Consider the following 18,126-nt stretch of genomic DNA (forward strand, 5'->3'; position numbering starts at 1 on the left):
ACGCCTGGGACCTCCATTGGATTCGGTCAAAAAAAGTACTGTAGCCGCTTTGGCGGCGGGAGCGTATTGTGAGTTCCCTTCGCCCGAAGGCTATGATCGTCGGGAGGGGAGTCGCGCTGGGGAGCGGGGGGAATTATGATGACTGTGCATACATCTGCTTATGCCTATCTCGTAAAATCATGGCTGGTCACGTCGTCCGGCGCGATGCTCGCGGAGCCTGACACGATTTGCTTCGACCTCGATCTGGCCCTCGACATGGCTGATTCCGACCGCGGCTATACGGCCGGACTGTCGGTTTATGCGCTGGGAGCGGATGGGCAATTGCTCGCCGATTTTCCTTTGATGAGCCACGGGTCTCCCGCCCCTGCCGGTCTGACGGAAATGATGCCCCATCCGCGCGCGGCAGTGGCCTGAACGCCACTCTCGGGCGGGCTTCATTTTAAGAAGAGATTGCCACTCGCCCGATAAATCGGATGCAGGATGCCGCTCACGCGGCCCCAAGCCCTCGCGCCACCGTCCCCGCGACGTCCGCGCTAAAAACGGCCATTGGCGAAGCGCAGCGCCTCGATCGGGCTGCGAAACCGCAGCAACCGCACCGCTTTGCTTCCGCACAGGTCGCACCTGAGTTTCGGCGGCGCTTCTTCCGACGGGGCCTGTTCGAGGCGAGAGGAGCCGGTCCCGATGATGGAACGGCGGCGGCAACGGGGGCATTCGGCGCAGAGCATTCCCTCTACGATCACCAAACAGCGCCGGCAATGAGGCCGACGCCAAGGAATCCGGATCCCGTTGCGTTTCGCTTCAGGACCTCCCGGCACCTTGCGTTGAGGACCCGCGGCTCCCGGTGGGGCTCCATGGCGTCTTGAACGAGAAACGCCAGAATCCCGCGTCGGCGATCTTGGCCGCCTCCGCCTCCGCGGCATAGTCCCCCGGGCCGAGGGGAAAGGCCCAACCGGCCCGCACCTGCGCGCCGGCGACGTCCATCCCGTTCACGTAGCACCGCGCGACCAGACGGGTGTAGACGTCGATCCCTGTCGGAAAGCACGCGACCGGCGCGAGACCGAGCCGCGCATGCAAGGCCAGCGCCGCCCTTTCGCCGCAGCGCCATGTCTGCGCCTTGCCCTTCTCGGTGCACATCATGCTGGCGGGCGGTGCGGTGATGCCGGCCAAGCGGATGCTCCGGCCGGAAATCTCGATCGTCGCCCCGTCGATCACGCTGGCGCGGCCGAACAGATACTCCGATAGCGCGGGCACCGGGATCCCTTGCGCCATCGCGCCGGAGATGGAGGCGCAAACGCCGAGGCAGAAAGTGACGGCGGCGGCAAACAGCGAGGGAGGTGCAGGGTGCGACATCGGCGCATGAAAGCAAACCTCGCGCCTCGACACCAGCGTCATCGCCGTCGAAGCGAACGAGGGTCCGCCACCAGGCCCGAGCGGAAATCCGATGCCATCGGACTTATCTCGAAGAAGGACAGGACGTACCCAACAACAAAAAAGCCCCGCTTTCGCGAGGCTTCCTGTCTCCAGCTATGCTCCAGGATCGGAGTACATCCGTCCGTCTCCCAGGTCGCTCGTCAAAGCGCCACTGCCGAATGACGTCCTTCTAGACGGCCATTGTGTCAGGAGAAAGGCGGCTGTTTCAATATTCGCGCTTGCCGTGGTAAACTCCGTCTCTGTCGGGAATTTTCATTCGCCTTATTCCTGGGGAAATGATTAAATATTCTGACGGTATGGACGCTGAATAACGATCGGATATAAATTGCAGGTCTTTGTAAGAGACAACAATATCGAACAGGCTCTCAAGGTCTTAAAGAAAAAGATGCAGCGTGAAGGCGTTTTCCGCGAGATGAAACAGCGGAAATCCTATGAAAAGCCCTCGGAACGACGCGTGAGAGAGCAAGCGGAAGCCGTCCGTCGGGCGCGGAAGGCCGCGCGGAAAGTCGCCCAGCGCGAAGGGCTGATTCCCCGCAAGCCGGCCAAGCCGCGAACGGATCGGCCGGCGGCGGCGCAGCCGAGATAGTCGCCCGATAACCCGATTTTCAGGAGCCTTGCGATGGCAAAAAGTCAGAAGCGCAGCAGCCGCGAAGTCAAGAAACCGAAAAAGGTCAAGGAGGCCGCCGCCCCTCCGGCCGCCTTCAGCAAGGGCATCGCGATCGGCGGCGACGCGGCGAAGCGGAAATAGCCCTGCGGAGCGTCGGAGCCTCACGGCCCGATGATCGACCGCGCCGGCGCGACGCCCGAACGGGGCGTCTCGCCGCCCTCCGGCATCAAACGACATTGCGGCTTGCCATGTCGTGGCGGACTGATTAACGTCATGGCGCGCGCAGTTGCCGACTGGCGACCCCGGCAGGGCTCGAACCTGCGACCTGCTGCTTAGAAGAAAGAAAATTGCGGCCAATGTGGCCACTTTGGCGAGCAACAATTCAGAGATTTCAAGGCTCTTCGCACGAGGTACCGCGTGTGCATGCACGACCATGCAGAGCCCCGCTGCCCTTCACCGCGGGGACTGCGTAGTAGATCGGATCTAACCTCTCAGCCGCCGACATACTGACGTGGCTGTGAATGAGTTGCGCGACCGATCGAGCCTGTCGAAACGAGTGCCCCCTTGAGGGCGAGCACACTGCCGGCTTCCAGATTCGCCTAAAGACCCAAGGCCTTCCTGAGCTCATCGTTCATCCGCGCTTGCCACCCAGGGCCGCTGGCTCTCAGCGCGGCCAATACGTCGGTGTCAAGCCGCACCGAAATTTGCGCCTTGGGGCTATCAACCCTCGGGCGACCGCGAGGGCGCGTAAGCGTGCCTTGGGCCGGACGGATCACCTTTCCGCCTTCCGCGAGTTCAGCGCGGGCAAGCTGCTCATCCGTCCATTCCGGGGCTTCATCCGGCGGTTCATTAAGGTTCTGATGTGAAAGGCTTTTCCATCCGCGCTCCCGAACGAGTTCCTCATTCCCTATCAAGCGAGCGATTTCCTCAGGAGGTGAGGTGGGGGAGGACTTTTCGTGCTTCTTTCTCATGGCAGTGCCTCATCGAAATTACGTGGCGGCCACCGTCGCGGGGCGTCCAGACGACCATCACCAGCCGGTCGCGGACCAGGCCATAAGTCTGGAAACGCTCCTCGCCGTAGTCGAACCGATCATCCAGCAGCGTCAGCGTCCGGCCAGAAAATGCCTCGACACTGTCCACCTCAAGGTCCAGATCGCGCTCCCGAAGGGTATTTTCGCGCTTCGCGGGATCGCTGGTGACCTTCATTGAATATTTGTATCACATTTATTCTAGCAGGCAATGTCTGTATCATGAATGCGGACTTGATTGGCCCTTATCGATTCGCGCCATACCGGCGCACAGGCACCACAGACGACCATACCGGCCATCAGCACGAACTTAAGGCACCGCCACACCTATGGCGCAACTAGACGCCATCCTGCTCTATAGAAATGCTTGAAATAAGATCTAAGTACTTGATTTTATTGGCGACCCCGGCAGGGCTCGAACCTGCGACCTGCTGCTTAGAAGGCAGCTGCTCTATCCAGCTGAGCTACGGGGCCGGTGCGCCGCTTGTAACGCAGGTCGGGCGTCACTCAAAATGCGCGGTCAAGGTGGCGCGATGACCTTCCCGCGATGACATTGGCGCAATGACGTTGCCCTGATGCCTTCCCGCAGCGAACGAAGCAAACGGCACGCGCATGCGCCGGGGCCGGTCTCGGTCCTGCGCGGAGCGATGCCGGAACCCGCCAGGCTTCAGTGCGTCCACTGCCCCGTGCGGCGGAAGGTGAAATTGTCGGAATAGGCGATCTTGCGCCGGGCCGGATCATGCGGCTCGAACACCTGATACGGGATACCCTGCCGCTCGGCATAGGCGATCGCCTCGTCCTTGGTCTCGAACCGCAGATGCACCTGACTCCGCATGTCGCTCGACGACGTATAGCCCATCAAGGGCTCGATCGACCGCGGCCGCTCGGGCTCGTATTCCAGCACCCAATGCTTAGTCTTGCCGACACCGGACTGCATCGCATTGCGGGCCGGCCTGTAGATGCGTGCCACCATTGCTCGCCCGTCTCCACTCGCGCGTCGGTCGTGACCGGCGGCCGGTTTCCAACTGTATCAATTATAATGCGCGTACCGGCGCTGGCAACGCGGCAGACTGGCCGCCGCGGATCGATCAGTCGTCGCGATAGACGCGCTCGCGGCGCTCGTGCCGCTCCTGCGCTTCGACCGACAAGGTCGCGATCGGACGGGCTTCGAGGCGCTTCAGCGAAATCGGCTCGCCGGTGTCCTCGCAATAGCCGTAACTGCCGTCCTCGATGCGCTGGAGGGCGGCATCGATCTTGGCGATCAGTTTGCGTTGGCGATCGCGCGCCCGCAATTCGATCGAGCGGTCGGTCTCCGAGGAGGCCCGATCGGCAAGATCCGGATGGTTCTGGTTCTCGTCCTGAAGGTGCTGCAGCGTCTCGCGCGCCTCCTTGAGGATATCGTCCTTCCAATCGAGCAGCTTCGCGCGGAAATACTCACGCTGCCGGTCGTTCATGAAAGGTTCGTCCTCGCGGGGGCGGTAATCCTCGGCGATTTGGATCGACATCAGCAATGTCCTCGATACACCGTCGCTGATCCCGTCGGGTCGCCGCGCTTATAGCCATCCCCTCGCCCGACGACAACAGGCCCGTACGCAAGAACGTCCGGGGCGACGACGGAATGAGCGAACTGCCCGCAATATGCGCGCTCGGTGCGATCTTTCGCGTCAATCGGAGGAGGATCGGCAACCGAAGCCCAGCCGTGTCACCACCAGGCTTTGCCGAGATTGAAGGCGTAACTCAGCGACATCCCCGCTTCGAACTGATTCCTGTTCGAAGTCACGGGGGAGTCGCTCGCCGACCCGACGAGGTTGGCGTAGGTCGCATACATGCCCCAGGTGAAGCCGTCGCCAAAATTCCGCGTCATCTGCGCGGTCAGGCCCCAGGAATCGAGCCCGCTGCTGGGCCGGTAGATCGGCAGCGCATTGCCGTAGAAGCTCGCAACCGCAGCCTGGCTCGCAGTGACGCCATAGAAGGTGTCCATATAGCCGGACCCCGCAAAAGACAGGCGCGGGCCAAGGGAGAAGCGCCATTGCTCGTACGGCACGATAAAATCGGCACCCAGATCGGCGACCCAGCCGCTGAACCCGCCCATCCCGTACCGCAGCTCGCCACGGAACCGAAACCAGTTCACAGGGAACCACTGGACGAACCCGCCCAGTTCGAAAGTCGGATCGACATCGCCGAGGCCGGTCAGATGGGGCGAATCGTCTTCATCCCTGCCGAAATTGAGCGACCAAGCGGCACCGGTGGAAATCGAGCCGTTGTCGAACAGGGCGATCGACGAACTGTCGTCGACACTCTGAAAGTCATACAGCTCCCGCCCCTTGGACAGGTTGATCACCGGAAACGGCACGCCGAGATATTGCTGTCCGCCGGGATAGGAGGGCTGGACGCGCACGCCGAGGCCGAGCGTCAAATACCAATTGTCCTCGACATAGGTGAATTCGGGCGCCTTGAAGCCAGGGATAAGGAATGCATCCGCGGCTACCGCCGGAACGCTGGCCAGGGCCATTGCGGTGCCGAATAAAAGTCCAGCCAGAGGGCGATGCGCGGTCACGAAAGGGTTCCCTTGCGAATGTAAGTACCTTAGCTAGTTCCCCTTAGCAATTGGTTGCGCCAAAGCCACAAGGCGTCGCCAATACGTCGGCGTTTTCGCGCATCCGATGCCTGTCATGCCTCCTCGAGCTTCGCCTCGCGCTGCGCGTCGCGCCGGTTGGCGGCATCGGCGAGGCGCCCGGCCCAATAGCCGAGCCGACGCGCATATCGGCCGGCCATGCCCCAGGTGTATTGCGGGCCGAACGGCGCGAACACGCGAAATCGATCGTCCCGTTCGACGATCGCTGCAGCGATTAACTCCGAGGCGAGGCTGGCATTGGCGATGGGCTCAATGCCGAGCGCAAGCGCATACCACACGCCCGGCCGGTAGGCCCCGATCAATGGCAAGCCGTGGCGCGCCACCGGAAGGGCGGCGCCCCTCGCATCTCCGACCACGGCCGATGCCAGGCTGGGATAGAAGCGCCGCACGTGCCGCCTCAAAGCGCACGCGACGGCGATCTCTCCCCGGATTAGACGGGCGGTCGGCGCGGCAAAGCCGAGCGTCGTCCCCTCCCAGGCGAAGCGTACCCCGCGTGCGCCGCCCTCGATGACCGCTTCGCTGGCCATGGGGCCGCCGGCATCGTGCGAAAAGCTCCCGGTCGCGAAGGCTTGAAACATGAGCCCACGCGCCAGCCAGGGCGCGAAGGCGCCGAGATTGCGTTCGCCGGCGAACACCACATGGTCGGCTCGAACCCGGTGGGTTCCGGTGCGGAGATATTTGCGCACGCCGTCGAGGTCGCTCTCACGAACAGGCGTCTCGAAGAAAATCCGCGCACCCGCTGCCCGCACCGCAGTAGCGAGTTCCTGCGGCAGGCGTCGGGCGGCATAGGTGACCGGCTCGGCGTCGTAAAGCGCGCCGCCCCAGCCTGGGATGCCGAGCACCTCCGCGACATCCAGCCGCCCGATATGGGGAAGCTCGCCGATGCCGAGGACGTCGCGGGCGGCCGCCTCCTCCAGAAGGTCGGACTTGCCCAGAGGCCCCGGCAGGGTGAAGGCCCCCGTACCGCGCACATTGAGGCGCAGCGCATCGAGCAAGCGAACCGCGCCGGCCGCGGCATCGGCGGAAAGGTCATAGATCCGCCGCGCCGTCGCACGGTCGGTGCGCGCGCAAAGCTGGGCGGCACCAAGACCCAGCCCGGGACGAACGAGGCCGCTGCCGGCGTGCGGCGCGGGGCCGCCGGCATCGAGCACGACCACCTCCCGGCCGCGCAAAGCAAGTGCGAGCGCCAGCCAGAGGCCGGCCAAGGTCGCCCCCACAACGCAGACGTCGCAGTCGAGAGTCTGCTCGGTCCCGCGTTCGGACTGCGGATGTCCCGCCAATGTCTCTCCCCAAGCTTCTTTCCGCTTCATTGGCAGATGCGGCGCGTTTGCGCCAGAACAGCGCGACCGCCGGCCGCTTCCACCGACGGCGGCGGGGCCTTAAGGTGCGAATCGCCCTCACGACCGGCTCGGATCCCATGCGTCGCCTCATCCTGTTCCGTCACGCCAAATCCGACTGGCCCGAAGGCATCGCCGATCAAGAGCGCCCGCTCGCGGCACGCGGCCGCCAGGCTGCACCGCGCATGGGGCGCTACCTCGCGGACGAGGGCCTGCGCCCGGACAAGGTTTTGGTGTCGCCCGCCCGCCGCACTCGGGAAACCTGGGATCTGGTCGGCGCGGAATTCCCGGCTCCGCCGGATTCGGTGAGCGAGCCGCGGATCTACGAGGCGCCCGCCGCCCGGCTCCTCGCCGTGGTGCGCGAGCAGGCGCCCGAGATCCAGACCCTGATGCTGGTCGGTCACAATCCGGGCCTCGAGGAACTCGCCGACCTTTTGGTCCAGCACGGATCGACGACGGCGCGCGGCGCAATGGACGAAAAATTTCCGACCGGCGCGGTCGCGGTGATCGATCTGCCGATCGATGCCTGGTCGGCGGTTGCACCCGAGAGCGGGCGGCTCGACCGTTTCGTGACGCCGCGCATCCTTCTGGGTGATAGCTGAGCCATGGTCGATCCGACCCGGCTCGTCGACGAGGCGCGGATCGGCGCCCGCGCGGTCGCTGACCGGTTTTCGGATCTCGCCTCCCCCACTCTGCGGCTTGGCGTCACCGGCCTCGCGCGCTCCGGCAAAACGGTGTTCACCACCGCCCTGGTCCATTCCCTTGTGACGGGTGGGCGCATGCCGGTATTCGAAGCCTTGAATACGGGGCGCATCGCCTCGGCCTCGCTCCGGCCACAGCCCGACGACGCCGTGCCGCGCTTTCCCTACGAGGCGCACGTTCGGACAATCGCAGAGGCGCGGAGCTGGCCGGAATCGACCTCGCGCGTCAGCGAGCTGCGCCTCGAAATCCGCTATGCGCCGAAACGGGGCGGGCTGCGGACCTTGACGCTGGACCTCGTCGACTATCCGGGCGAATGGCTGCTCGATCTGCCGCTGCTCGACATGAGCTATGCCCGGTTCAGCCGCGAGAGCCTGGCTTTGGCGCGTGCGCCGGCACGCGCCGCGGAAGCGGAAAACCTGCTGCGGGCGCTTGCGGCGACCGACCCCTTCGCCGCCGCCGCCGAACGCGTGGCGCAGGACCTCGCCGCCCGGTTCAAGCTCTATCTGGCTGAATGCCGGAGCGAACGGGTGGCGATGAGCCTGTTGCCGCCCGGCCGCTTCCTTCTTCCGGGCGATCTCGAGGGCTCGCCCGCCCTCACCTTCGCACCGCTCGACCTCGGCGAGGACAAGGCCGTTCCGAAAGGTTCGCTCGCGGCGATGATGGTGCGCCGCTTCGAGTCCTACAAATCCGCTGTGGTCCGGCCGTTCTTCCGCGAACATTTCGCGCGGCTCGACCGCCAGATCGTGCTGGTCGACGTTCTGGCAGCGCTCAATGCCGGTCCGGCGGCGCTCGCCGACCTGGAGCGTGCGCTCGACGCGATACTCCTCGCCTTCCGCGTCGGCCGGAACAGTCTGTGGTCGGCTTTGTGGCGCCCACGCATCGAGAAGGTCCTGTTTGCGGCGACGAAGGCCGACCATCTTCACCGCACCAGCCACGACCGCCTCGAAGCGATCCTGCGCCGCCTCGTCGAACGCGCCCATGCGCGTGGCCGCAGCGGCGGAGCGCATTTGGACGTCGCCGCCTTGGCCGCAGTGCGCGCGACGCGCGAAGCAGAGGTGACGCGCGACGGGCGCCGCCTCGCGGCGATCGTTGGCACGCCCGAAGCGGGGCAGGAAGTGGCCGGGCACAGGTTCGACGGGGCCGAGGAGGTTGCCCTCTTTCCCGGCGCCCTGCCGGCGATGCCCGATGCCCTGTTCGACCCGTCGGGCGACGCATTTCGCGGACTCGCAAGCGGCACGGACGCCGATTTCCGCTTTCTGCGCTTCCGTCCGCCCGCCGGCATTGGCGCGGATGCGTCCCTGCCCCATATCCGCCTGGACCGGGCGCTTGAATTCCTTTTGGGCGACCGGCTGGCTTAAAGGCTCTCCGGACGAGGTCCGGCGAGGTAGACCCGGACCGGCGACAAGGATTGAAAATGGCAAAGGCCGCGACCTCCGCTCCGACTGCCGCCCGGGCGCGTGATCGCGCCGGGGCACAGGATGGTTCGCGCCCGCAGGTGTTCCGCCTCGACGAAGCCGGAATAACGGTGTCCGAGGAGCCCGTCGCGGCGCGGGACGATCTCATGCCGGTGGCGGAAATCACCCGGGCGACGGCGCCGTCCGGCCGCGGCATCGGCCTCGGCACGGTGTTCTGGTCGGCACTAGGCGGCCTCGTCAGCCTGGGCATCGGGCTCGCCCTATCCCGTCTGATCGAAGATCTCGCCGCGCGCGCGGAGTGGCTGGGCTTCGTCGGCCTTACGCTCGCCGGTCTCTTCGCCGCGGCTGCGCTCGCCATTGCTGCGCGCGAGGTGTATGCGCTCGCCCGCCTGTCGAGCCTCGATGCGATCCGCGCCCGCGCGGTGAGCGCGATCGCCGAAGACGACCGGCCGAAAGCCGAGCACGTGGCGCGCGATCTGCTTGCCCTGGCCGGCCGCATCCCCAGTCTCGCCCGCCCGCGCGCCGAACTCGCAGGGCACCTGTCCGCCATCATCGACGGCGCGGACCTCGTGCGCCTCACCGAGCGCACCTTGATGACGCCGCTGGATGCCAGAGCGCGTCAGATGGTGTCGGACGCCGCAAAGCGCGTCTCGGTCGTCACCGCGGTCTCGCCGCGCGCGGCGGTCGACCTCATCTTTGTGTTCTACACCGCGCTCGCGCTGATGCGCCGTCTGTCGCAGCTTTACGGCGGTCGGCCGGGCACATTGGGGACGGTGCGACTGGTCAGGCACGTTCTCGCCCATCTCGCCATTACCGGCGGCATGGCCGCGGGCGACAGCCTCGTGCAGCAGGTGCTCGGCCACGGGATCGCAGCGCGGCTCTCGGCCCGCCTCGGCGAAGGGGTGGTCAACGGTCTCCTCACCGCGCGGCTCGGGCTCGCCGCAATCGCGGTGACGCGCCCCCTGCCCTTCGCCGCGCTCCCAGCGCCTCGCCTGTCCGACGTGGCGGCGGGCCTATTGCGCGCCGCAGCGGAAGACGAGGACGCGCTTCAGCCTGGAAGCAGACGGAGCGGCAAGCTCGCCAAGGAATAGGGCGCCGGTTTGTTGCGCCAGAGTGTCTCGACCAGCGGCCAGCCGAGCAGCGGACAGAGGACCGCGATCAGCCCGGCAACGCTCCATTGGCCCGCGCGCACGGCACTCGCCAGCACCGCCAGCAGACCGAGGCCCGTGACCAGAGCGAGGGCACCCATCAGCCACCACCGCCACGGCGGCAGGCCGGCCTCGCACCGCACCGCCCCCCCGCGCGCCGCCAGCGCGGCATGGACGGCACGCACGAAGCCGGCATAGGCCGCCCGGTTGTCCTCGACGCCGGTCAATGACGTCCGCGAGAGCGAGCCGATTTTCAGATCCTCACCGCGCCGGCCACGCAGGCGCATTTCATAGTTCGGCGCGGCGAGCTGGCCGGGATGAAAGGACAGCCGAACCGACACGACGTCAGCGAGCGCGAGCCGCCCGGAGCGGGCACCGATCGACCAGTCGATCGCATCATGCTGCAAATGGAACCGAACGCCGGGACCGATCAGCTTCGGTCGCGCCGCATAAACCAGCCCTTCCACGTCGCTCATGTCCGACCCGCTTCTCCCGCCGCCTCACCCAACGGCGCATCGAAGGCGCAGGATTCGGGCTTGATGTCGAGCAGCGGCGTTCCGTCGAGGCAGTCGAGCCCCCGCACCAGCACGGCCGTGGGCTCAAGGGCGACCAGCGCGACGATCGACGACGCGATCGGGTTTGGCCGCACCGGAGAGCGGATCGAGAAGGTGCCCCGCGCCAGCCCGTCGCGACGCGGCGTCTGGCGCACGAGGTCGCGCCGCGCGCGGTCCATCCAATAAAGGATCTGGAGCCGCGGGGCCCCCGCCAGGCCGTCGAGTGCCGCCGCGAACAGCGGATCGACCTCCAGTCGGCAGACCGGCCCGTCCGCAGCACCGCGGCGCGGGCACTCCTCCCGCCGGGTCCAGGGCGTACGGATTTGTCCGATGAAATAGAGCCCGGCATCGAACGCTGCAGGGAGCGCAATCTGCATCTCGCCCGGCCGAATGTCGCCCTGGTCCCCTTCGATCGTGGCACGCATGCTTTGCACTCCGCCTTTCCGGCATCATACAGGAAGGGCGGCCCACGCCGCACCCCACACTCCGGAGCCCGCCATGCAGCCCTCCCGCGATCTTGCACGCCTCATCGAGATCATGGCGGCGCTGCGGACGCCGGAGCGCGGCTGCCCCTGGGACCTGGAACAGGATTTCGCTTCCATCGCCCCCTACACGATCGAGGAGGCCTATGAGGTCGCCGATGCGATCGCGCGCGGCGACATGGCCGATCTCACCGACGAATTGGGCGACCTTCTGCTTCAGGTCGTGTTCCACGCCCGCATGGGCGAGGAAAGCGGACTTTTCGACTTCGGCGACGTGGTGGCGGCGATCACCGCCAAGCTGATCCGCCGCCATCCCCACGTCTTCGGCACGGCGCGCGACCTTTCGCCGGATGCCGTCAAGGCACTGTGGGGAGAGATCAAGGCGCAGGAAAAGGCCGAGCGCGCGACCCAACGCGCGGCTCTCGGCCTCCCCGCGGAGACCGGCGTCCGCCTCCTCGACGGTGTCCCGGTCGGCCTGCCGGCTTTGACGCGCGCCCTGAAACTCCAGGAAAAAGCCGGGCGCGTCGGGTTCGACTGGCGCGACGCGCGTCAGGTCCTCGCCAAGATCCGCGAGGAGATCGGGGAGGTCGACGACGCACTGGCCACCAGCGACGCCGCCGCGGTGGAAGACGAGATCGGCGATCTTCTCTTCGCCGTGGTCAATCTCGCCCGCCATGCCGGCATCGATCCGGAGCGCGCCCTTCGGGGCACGAACCAGAAATTCTCCCGCCGCTTCGCCCATATCGAGGACCGGCTCGCGGCTGCCGGTCGGACGCCGGCCGAGGCCGGTCTTCCCGAGATGGAAGCGCTCTGGATCGAGGCGAAGGGGCTGGAGCGGAGCCCGGACCCGGCCGTCTCCCCTGACCCGGCGCCCGATCAGAGCGGTTCGATCTCATAGACCAGGCTGACGCGCGCTTCGACCACCGTCTCTCCGGCCTCGAAGGGGACGCCCCGCGCCTCCGCCTTCATCAGCATCGGTGACGGGGAGGCTCCGCCGCTCTCCGCCGGCGCGATGCGCCGCAGCCGCGTCAGGCGCATGCCGGCGCCGGCCGCCAGAGCCTTCGCTTGCGCCATCGCATCGTTCAGCGCCGTCAGGCGCGCCTTTTCCTCCAGCGCGCCCGGCTCCGAGACCCCGTAGCGCAACGCCCCCGCTTGGTTCGCTCCGGCTGCGACCATGCGGTCCACCAGCCCACCGAGAAGGGCGAGATCGCGAACCGTGACGGTCACGGTGTTGCGCACCTCGTAGCCGACGACGCGCGGCGCCTCCCGGGAATTTTGCGGCGGCTGGCTGTATTGCGGCTGGATCGAAAAGGCCGAGGTCGCAATGTCCCGCTGCTCCACCCCGGCGGCACGGACTGCTGCGACGAGGTCCGCCATCACTTTGGAATTCCCCGCCAGCGCCTCCTCCGCCGTTTTCGCGCTGGCGACCACGCCGCTCGACAGGGTGGCCATGTCGGGCACCGCGCGCGCCTCCCCCGCGCCGACGACGGTGAGGGTCGCGCGCGCGGTCTCCTGCGCGGCGGCCGGCGCGACCGGAACGAACAGCAAGGCGGCCATCAGCATCAGGCCCGGACGGCGCGCGCAGGAAAGATCGAACATGGAACACTCCGAAGAAACAGGCCCCCAGAGCACCGTGCGAACGCGGCGGCAGTGGGGCGCGCCCGCGGCGCCATCTTGCTCCCGGTTGTTCCGGGGCGCCGGACTTGCTAGAGCCCCTTGTCGCGGCGCGCGCACCGCCGCGACGGTGGGGCCTGTAGCTCAATGGTTAGAGCCGGCCGCTCATAACGGTCTGGTTGCAGGTTCGAGTCCTGCCGGGCCCACCAATTATCCCCCGGCTGGCCCGCTTCAATCCTTGCGGAACAGAAGGTTGGCGCCGAAGCCGACGAAGAGTGCGCCGAACGCGACGCCGAAGCCGTAGAGCCAGGGGCGGTCCTCGGCGAAGGCCGCAAGCTCCTGCCCATAGCCGTCCTTGCGCACCATCACCGACGTGACGGCGCTGGCGACGGGAAGACCGCTCTCGAACAGCTTGACCGAGACCTCGTAGCTGCCGACCGGCGCGCTCGCGGGAATGCGGAACGTCGTGCGGAAGACGAAGGGCGACAACAGATTCACCCCGAACGGATCCTCTGCGTAAAGGCCTTCGGCGGTCTTGATGCGCAGAAAGGCGAGGCGGAACGGATCGTCGGGAACGACATCGGCGAAATCCGGCCCGACCCGTTGGACGAAAATGTTGCGCCAGAGCCCCACCTGCTCGCGTCGCAGCACCTCCGGCGGGGCGATCTCGGCCGCGGGACGGTTGGTGGCGACGGCGAGCACCGCCGGCGAATCCACGAAGGTCCGGCTGTCCGTATTGATGTACAAGCCAAGCACGCGGGACTTGCGCCACGTGACGAAGGTCTCCGCCGGCCCCCGAACCGTGACGGCGAAATCGTAGCGCGGCTTCGGGCGGCCATCGCCTTCGACGACGCCGAACAAGACGAGATCCGCGCCCGTGAAATTGGAGGTGATGAGCACCTCCGGCTGGGACACAGAAAGGACCAGCCGCTCGCCGCGCGCCGGACCCGCCAGCGCTGCGAGGCCGAACAGCAAGATCGCGAGCAGCCGGCGCCTCATCTCCGCCCCTCCTCCGTGCGCACCACGAACGGGTCGGCGGGCGGCCGCACCAGATCGTAGCCGACCCGCAGGCCGACCGCGAGCACCAGCATCGCCAGAAGCAAGCGCAGATACTCGGCCTTCAGCCTTTGGCCGGCCCGGGCGCCGAACTGCGCGCCCATCGTTCCACCGATCATCAGAATCAAAGCAAGGATCGCATCCACCGTACCGTTGGCGACGGCGTGGAGCACGGTGGCGGCGGTCATGGTGACGAGGGTCAGGACCAGCGACGTGCCGATCGACATCTGGGTCGGCACGCGCAGCAGATAGATCAAAGCCGGCACCAGGAGAAAGCCGCCGCCGACGCCGAGCAGCGCGCCGAGAAAGCCGATCCCGAGCCCCAGCACCGCAACGGGGATCACCGAGACATAGATGCGCGAGCGCCGGAACCGCATCTTGAACGGCAGGCGCAGAAACCAGCCATGGGTGCCGGGCCGCCGCACCTCGGCCTTGCGTCCGCTGCGCGCCCGGCGGATCGCCCCGACGCTCTCGACGAACATCAGCAGGCCGACGCCGGAGAGCAGGATCACATATGAGAGGCCGATCGTGAGGTCGACCTGACCATAGGCCCGCAGCACGGTGAATGTCGCCACCCCGAGCCCGGTCCCCGCCAGCCCTCCCGCGAGGAGGATGCCGGACAGGGGAAGGTCGATCAGACCTTTACGCAAATAGGACAGCGCGCCGGAGAAGGAGGAGGCCGCCATATGAGCAGACACGCTCGCGACCGCGACTGCCGCGGGCACGCCCGTGAAGATGAGCAGCGGCGTCATGAGAAATCCGCCGCCCACGCCGAACATGCCGGAGATGAAGCCGACGGCGAGGCCCATGGCGAAAATCGTGAAGATCGCGACGGGGAGTTCGGCGATCGGAAGATAGATGGTCACGCTCGGGGCCGCTCCACATTGCCGGCCATGGCTTGACGCCGTCCTATATCAGGCTTCGCGGAAAGCTGTCTGCTTTGATTGGCGTGAGTGGTACGCCCGGCCTGCGGCGCGAGCGCGCGCCTTCCGCTCCGCGAACCGCGCGGACGAGGCGCGCACCGGGCAGCCGACCACCTTTCACCGGCGCACGAAGCGCGAAAGCTCTGGATCGCCGACATCCTCCATCGCGCCGCGCACCACCAGATGGCGCAGATGTGCGAGGGCCTCGCCGAGTCCGAAACCGATCTGCTCCGGAGCAAGAGCGCGGAATAGGACACTGGTCGTCTCCATCACGGTGCGCGGCACATCGCAGAAATCGATCAGCCGGCGCAGGCGCTCCTCGTGGTGTGCGCGGAGCCCCGCGATGCGCGCGTCCAGCCCCTGGAACGGGTCGCCGTGGGACGGCAGGACGAGGGTGTCCTGCGGCAGCCCCTCGAACTTGCTCAGGCAGGCGAGATAGGCCCCGAGGGGATCGGCCGTCGGATCGGCGGGATGCAGGCCGATATGGGGCGTGATGCGACCGAGGATCTGATCCGCGGCGATCAGGATCCGCCGCTCGGCACTGAACAGGCAGACCATTTCGGGCGCGTGCCCCTCACCCGTGATGACGCGCCACATTGTTCCGGCCAAATCGAGCGCATCACCTTCGCGGATCGTGCGGTGGTCATACGGCAAAGGCCCGACCCAGCGCCGGTAGAACAGGCCTCGGCGTTCGAGCTGGGTCAGAAAATCCGTCGGTGCACCGCATCGGCGATACTGCGTGAGAAAGGCGGCGAGCGGCACCTCCTGCGGCTCGGAGAGAATCAGCCGGGCCTGGAGCCATTCGATGCGGCTCATCTGAATGGGCGCGCCGGTGCGGGCGTGCAGCCAGCCGGCAAGACCGATATGGTCGGGATGAAAATGCGTGACGAGGAGGCGCGTGATCCCCTCCCCCTTCAGGATGGGATCCGCCAGGACGTCCGAGAACAGCGCCCGCGTCGGCGCATCGTCGACACCGGAATCGATCAGCGTCCAGCCACCGACGTCCGACAGCAACCAAGCATTCACCTCGGAAGGGGGAAACGGCAGCGGCACACGCACCCGCAAAAGTCCGGGCACGATTTCGACGGGCCGCGCGGCCCGCTGTTCCACCGCCGTCATATAAGTCTTCCTTACGGTCTCACGCGGCTTTCCTCATAGACCGCAATGCCGCGTCGCGCCACCGTCAGGCAAAGGCTTCCGCGAACACCGTGCCGCCGCTGTCCGCCGCGCCGACCGCGGCGCGGAACGGCGCGAACAATTCGCGCCCGACGCCGGGACGGGACGAGGCCAAGTCGGCCTCGGCCGGGCGCCGTGCGGCAAATTCATCGGAATCGACGAGCACGTCGAGCACGCCGGTGACGGCATCGACGCGCAACAGATCGCCATCCAGGATTTTGGCGATCGCCCCGCCGCGCGCGGCTTCGGGGGTCACGTGAATGGCCGAAAGCACCTTTCCCGACGCCCCCGACATGCGCCCGTCCGTAACCAGCGCGACCCTCTGCCCGCGATCCTGGAGCACGCCGAGCGGCGGCATCAGCTTATGCAGCTCGGGCATGCCGTTGGCGGCGGGGCCCTGAAACCGGATCACGGCGATGAAATCGCCGCCCAGGGCCTTGGCCTTGAACGCCTCCTGAAACGCCTCCTGCGAATGGAAGACCTTCGCCGGTGCCTCGATGACGTGCCGCTCCGGCGCGACCGCCGAGGTTTTGACCACGGCGCGTCCGAGATTGCCGTGCATCACCTTCAACCCGCCGGTCGGCTGGAACGGTGTCGCCGCACCCCGCAGGATCGCATCGTCCCCGGTCTGGGCCGCCGTCTCGCGCCAGACGAGGTCGCCTGCGGCGTCGAGGCCGGGCTCGACGATATAGCCGTCGAGCCCGGAGCCCCACACCGTCCGCACGTCGCGATGCAGCAGTCCGGCCCCGAGCAGTTCGCGGATCACGAACCCCATCCCCCCCGCGGCCTGGAAATGGTTCACGTCGGCCTTGCCGTTGGGGTAGACCCGCGCGAGCAGCGGCACGACTTCGGCAAGGTCCGAAAAGTCGTCCCAGGTGAGTCGGATGCCCCCTGCCGCCGCCATGGCGACGAGATGCAGAGTGTGATTGGTCGACCCCCCGGTCGCATGGAGGCCGACCACGGCGTTGGCGAAGGCCTTTTCGTCCAGGACCCGGCCAACGGGTGTGTAATCATTGCCGAGCGCGGTGATCGCAAGGGCGCGCTTCGTCGCCGCGCGGGTCAGGGCATCGCGCAGCGGCGTGTTGGGATTGACGAAGGCGGCACCGGGCAAATGGAGACCCATAATCTCCATCATCATCTGATTGGTGTTGGCGGTGCCATAAAAGGTGCAGGTTCCAGGCCCGTGATAGGATTGGGACTCGGACTCGAGAAGCGTCGCCCGGTCCACCTTGCCCTCGGCGTACAACTGGCGGATCCGGGATTTCTCGTCGTTCGGCAGGCCCGACGTCATCGGCCCTCCGGGCACGAACACCGCCGGGAGGTGTCCGAACGAGAGCGCGCCGATGACGAGGCCCGGGACGATCTTGTCGCAGATGCCGAGGAACACCGCCGCGTCGAACGTCTGATGCGAGAGGGCGACGGCGGTGGAGAGCGCGATGACATCCCGCGAAAACAGCGAGAGTTCCATCCCCGCTTCGCCCTGGGTGACGCCGTCGCACATCGCCGGCACGCCGCCGGCGACTTGCGCCGTACCGCCGGCCTCGCGGGCCGCCGTGCGGATCAGATCGGGAAATCGCTCATAAGGCTGATGCGCCGACAACATGTCGTTATAGGCCGTGACGACCGCGAGGTTCGGAGTCGGCTGGTCGCGCAGGCGCGCCTTGTCCGTCGGCCCGCAGGCGGCAAAGCCATGGGCCTGATTGGCGCAACCGAGGCGCTGACGCGGCGGCGTGTTCTCGATGGCCGCGTCGATCCGGGCGAGATAGCGCGCACGGCTCTCCTGACTCCGTTTGACGATGCGTTCGGTAACCTCGCCAAGTCTCGCATTCAAGCTGCCGTTCACGTGCATGGGACCTCCGATCCGGCGCGCCCCTCGCCGCGCGGGCCTGGACTGCTATGTGGGCATACGGCCCACCGATCGAAAGCACCTTGGTCTCATTTCAATCAAACGGCACAATGACGGTCACCAAAGGTTGCGCTATCCTTGCGCGAAGCGCCTGGAGCGTAGGGTTGCGCGA

At 66.8% G+C, this 18,126-nt stretch carries 20 protein-coding genes and 2 tRNA genes; 7 read left to right on the plus strand and 15 right to left on the minus strand.

From position 1 onward, the window contains the following. The first annotated feature begins 135 nt into the window (after positions 1–135). The gene (locus EDC64_RS17635) at positions 136–414 is read left to right on the plus strand and encodes a hypothetical protein (RefSeq protein ID WP_132033787.1); all 279 of its coding nucleotides are present in this window, start codon (positions 136–138) and stop codon (positions 412–414) included. 384 nt (positions 415–798) lie between these two features. Here the strand turns inward: EDC64_RS17635 and EDC64_RS17645 are convergent, their stop codons facing one another. Next, positions 799–1,392: a thermonuclease family protein gene (locus tag EDC64_RS17645; RefSeq protein WP_165933806.1), complete on the minus strand. Its 594-nt coding sequence runs from the start codon at positions 1,390–1,392 to the stop codon at positions 799–801. Between the two features lie 364 nt (positions 1,393–1,756). Here EDC64_RS17645 and rpsU point away from each other — a divergent pair, with 364 nt between their 5' ends. Continuing rightward, positions 1,757–2,017, plus strand: coding sequence for a 30S ribosomal protein S21 (rpsU, locus tag EDC64_RS17650; RefSeq protein WP_132033793.1), 261 nt, complete (start codon positions 1,757–1,759; stop codon positions 2,015–2,017). 620 nt (positions 2,018–2,637) lie between these two features. Here rpsU and EDC64_RS17655 read toward each other — a convergent pair. The 7 genes from EDC64_RS17655 to EDC64_RS17685 form a co-directional block, all read right to left on the minus strand. Next, positions 2,638–3,009, minus strand: a complete 372-nt coding sequence (locus EDC64_RS17655) for a BrnA antitoxin family protein (protein WP_132033795.1) — start codon at positions 3,007–3,009, stop codon at positions 2,638–2,640. Further along, positions 2,966–3,244 carry a BrnT family toxin gene (locus EDC64_RS17660; RefSeq protein WP_132033797.1) on the minus strand — a complete coding sequence of 93 codons (279 nt, stop codon included), beginning with the start codon at positions 3,242–3,244 and terminating at the stop codon, positions 2,966–2,968. Before EDC64_RS17660 ends, EDC64_RS17655 begins: the two co-directional genes overlap by 44 nt. Before the next feature lie 219 nt (positions 3,245–3,463). Then, positions 3,464–3,540: transfer RNA gene (locus EDC64_RS17665), tRNA-Arg, on the minus strand. 193 nt (positions 3,541–3,733) lie between these two features. After that, positions 3,734–4,039, minus strand: coding sequence for an ETC complex I subunit (locus EDC64_RS17670; RefSeq protein WP_132033799.1), 306 nt, complete (start codon positions 4,037–4,039; stop codon positions 3,734–3,736). A 115-nt stretch (positions 4,040–4,154) separates the two neighbouring features. After that, on the minus strand, positions 4,155–4,571 hold the full coding sequence (dksA, locus tag EDC64_RS17675; protein ID WP_132033801.1) for an RNA polymerase-binding protein DksA: 417 nt from the start codon (positions 4,569–4,571) through the stop codon (positions 4,155–4,157). Between the two features lie 197 nt (positions 4,572–4,768). Next, entirely contained in the window at positions 4,769–5,623 is an 855-nt protein-coding gene (locus EDC64_RS17680; RefSeq protein ID WP_132033803.1) for a MipA/OmpV family protein, read from the minus strand. Between the two features lie 113 nt (positions 5,624–5,736). Continuing rightward, on the minus strand, positions 5,737–6,981 hold the full coding sequence (locus EDC64_RS17685) for an NAD(P)/FAD-dependent oxidoreductase (RefSeq protein WP_165933807.1): 1,245 nt from the start codon (positions 6,979–6,981) through the stop codon (positions 5,737–5,739). Positions 6,982–7,118: 137 nt separating this feature from the next. Between EDC64_RS17685 and EDC64_RS17690 the strand changes: the two genes are divergently transcribed. The 3 genes from EDC64_RS17690 to EDC64_RS17700 are packed head-to-tail and all read left to right on the plus strand — an operon-like array spanning position 7,119 to position 10,246. Further along, a complete protein-coding gene (locus EDC64_RS17690) occupies positions 7,119–7,640 on the plus strand; it encodes a SixA phosphatase family protein (protein WP_132033807.1) in 522 nt (173 codons plus the stop codon). Between the two features lie 3 nt (positions 7,641–7,643). After that, on the plus strand, positions 7,644–9,098 hold the full coding sequence (locus EDC64_RS17695) for a YcjX family GTP-binding protein (protein WP_132033809.1): 1,455 nt from the start codon (positions 7,644–7,646) through the stop codon (positions 9,096–9,098). Between the two features lie 56 nt (positions 9,099–9,154). Then, positions 9,155–10,246, plus strand: coding sequence for a YcjF family protein (locus EDC64_RS17700; protein WP_132033811.1), 1,092 nt, complete (start codon positions 9,155–9,157; stop codon positions 10,244–10,246). Here EDC64_RS17700 and EDC64_RS17705 read toward each other — a convergent pair. Both EDC64_RS17705 and EDC64_RS17710 read right to left on the minus strand, forming a co-directional pair. Next, positions 10,204–10,779, minus strand: coding sequence for a hypothetical protein (locus tag EDC64_RS17705; RefSeq protein WP_132033813.1), 576 nt, complete (start codon positions 10,777–10,779; stop codon positions 10,204–10,206). The genes EDC64_RS17700 and EDC64_RS17705 overlap by 43 nt on opposite strands. After that, complete coding sequence (locus tag EDC64_RS17710; RefSeq protein WP_132033815.1) at positions 10,776–11,282, minus strand: SAM-dependent methyltransferase; 507 nt, start codon at positions 11,280–11,282, stop codon at positions 10,776–10,778. The genes EDC64_RS17705 and EDC64_RS17710 overlap by 4 nt, the downstream gene beginning before the upstream one ends. Before the next feature lie 73 nt (positions 11,283–11,355). On the opposite strand from EDC64_RS17710, the gene mazG reads away from it, so the two are divergent. After that, positions 11,356–12,237 (plus strand): nucleoside triphosphate pyrophosphohydrolase, encoded by an 882-nt coding sequence (gene mazG, locus EDC64_RS17715; RefSeq protein WP_132033817.1) that lies wholly within the window; start codon positions 11,356–11,358, stop codon positions 12,235–12,237. Here the strand turns inward: mazG and EDC64_RS17720 are convergent. Then, positions 12,216–12,938 carry an SIMPL domain-containing protein gene (locus EDC64_RS17720; protein WP_245504766.1) on the minus strand — a complete coding sequence of 241 codons (723 nt, stop codon included), beginning with the start codon at positions 12,936–12,938 and terminating at the stop codon, positions 12,216–12,218. The two genes, mazG and EDC64_RS17720, sit on opposite strands and share 22 nt — an antisense overlap. Positions 12,939–13,086: 148 nt before the next feature. On the opposite strand from EDC64_RS17720, the gene EDC64_RS17725 reads away from it, so the two are divergent. After that, a tRNA-Ile gene (locus tag EDC64_RS17725) sits at positions 13,087–13,162 on the plus strand. A gap of 22 nt (positions 13,163–13,184) precedes the next feature. Here EDC64_RS17725 and EDC64_RS17730 read toward each other — a convergent pair. From EDC64_RS17730 to edd, 4 genes are all read right to left on the minus strand, one after another. Continuing rightward, the gene (locus tag EDC64_RS17730; RefSeq protein ID WP_132033819.1) at positions 13,185–13,952 is read right to left on the minus strand and encodes a TIGR02186 family protein; all 768 of its coding nucleotides are present in this window, start codon (positions 13,950–13,952) and stop codon (positions 13,185–13,187) included. Further along, a complete protein-coding gene (locus tag EDC64_RS17735; protein ID WP_132033821.1) occupies positions 13,949–14,875 on the minus strand; it encodes a sulfite exporter TauE/SafE family protein in 927 nt (308 codons plus the stop codon). Before EDC64_RS17735 ends, EDC64_RS17730 begins: the two co-directional genes overlap by 4 nt. Before the next feature lie 174 nt (positions 14,876–15,049). Continuing rightward, the gene (locus EDC64_RS17740; protein ID WP_132033823.1) at positions 15,050–16,051 is read right to left on the minus strand and encodes an MBL fold metallo-hydrolase; all 1,002 of its coding nucleotides are present in this window, start codon (positions 16,049–16,051) and stop codon (positions 15,050–15,052) included. Between the two features lie 64 nt (positions 16,052–16,115). Then, the gene (edd, locus tag EDC64_RS17745; protein ID WP_132033825.1) at positions 16,116–17,957 is read right to left on the minus strand and encodes a phosphogluconate dehydratase; all 1,842 of its coding nucleotides are present in this window, start codon (positions 17,955–17,957) and stop codon (positions 16,116–16,118) included. Positions 17,958–18,126: the final 169 nt, after the last annotated feature.

The organism is Aquabacter spiritensis, assembly GCF_004346185.1.
Classification (GTDB): Bacteria; Pseudomonadota; Alphaproteobacteria; order Rhizobiales; family Xanthobacteraceae; genus Aquabacter; species Aquabacter spiritensis.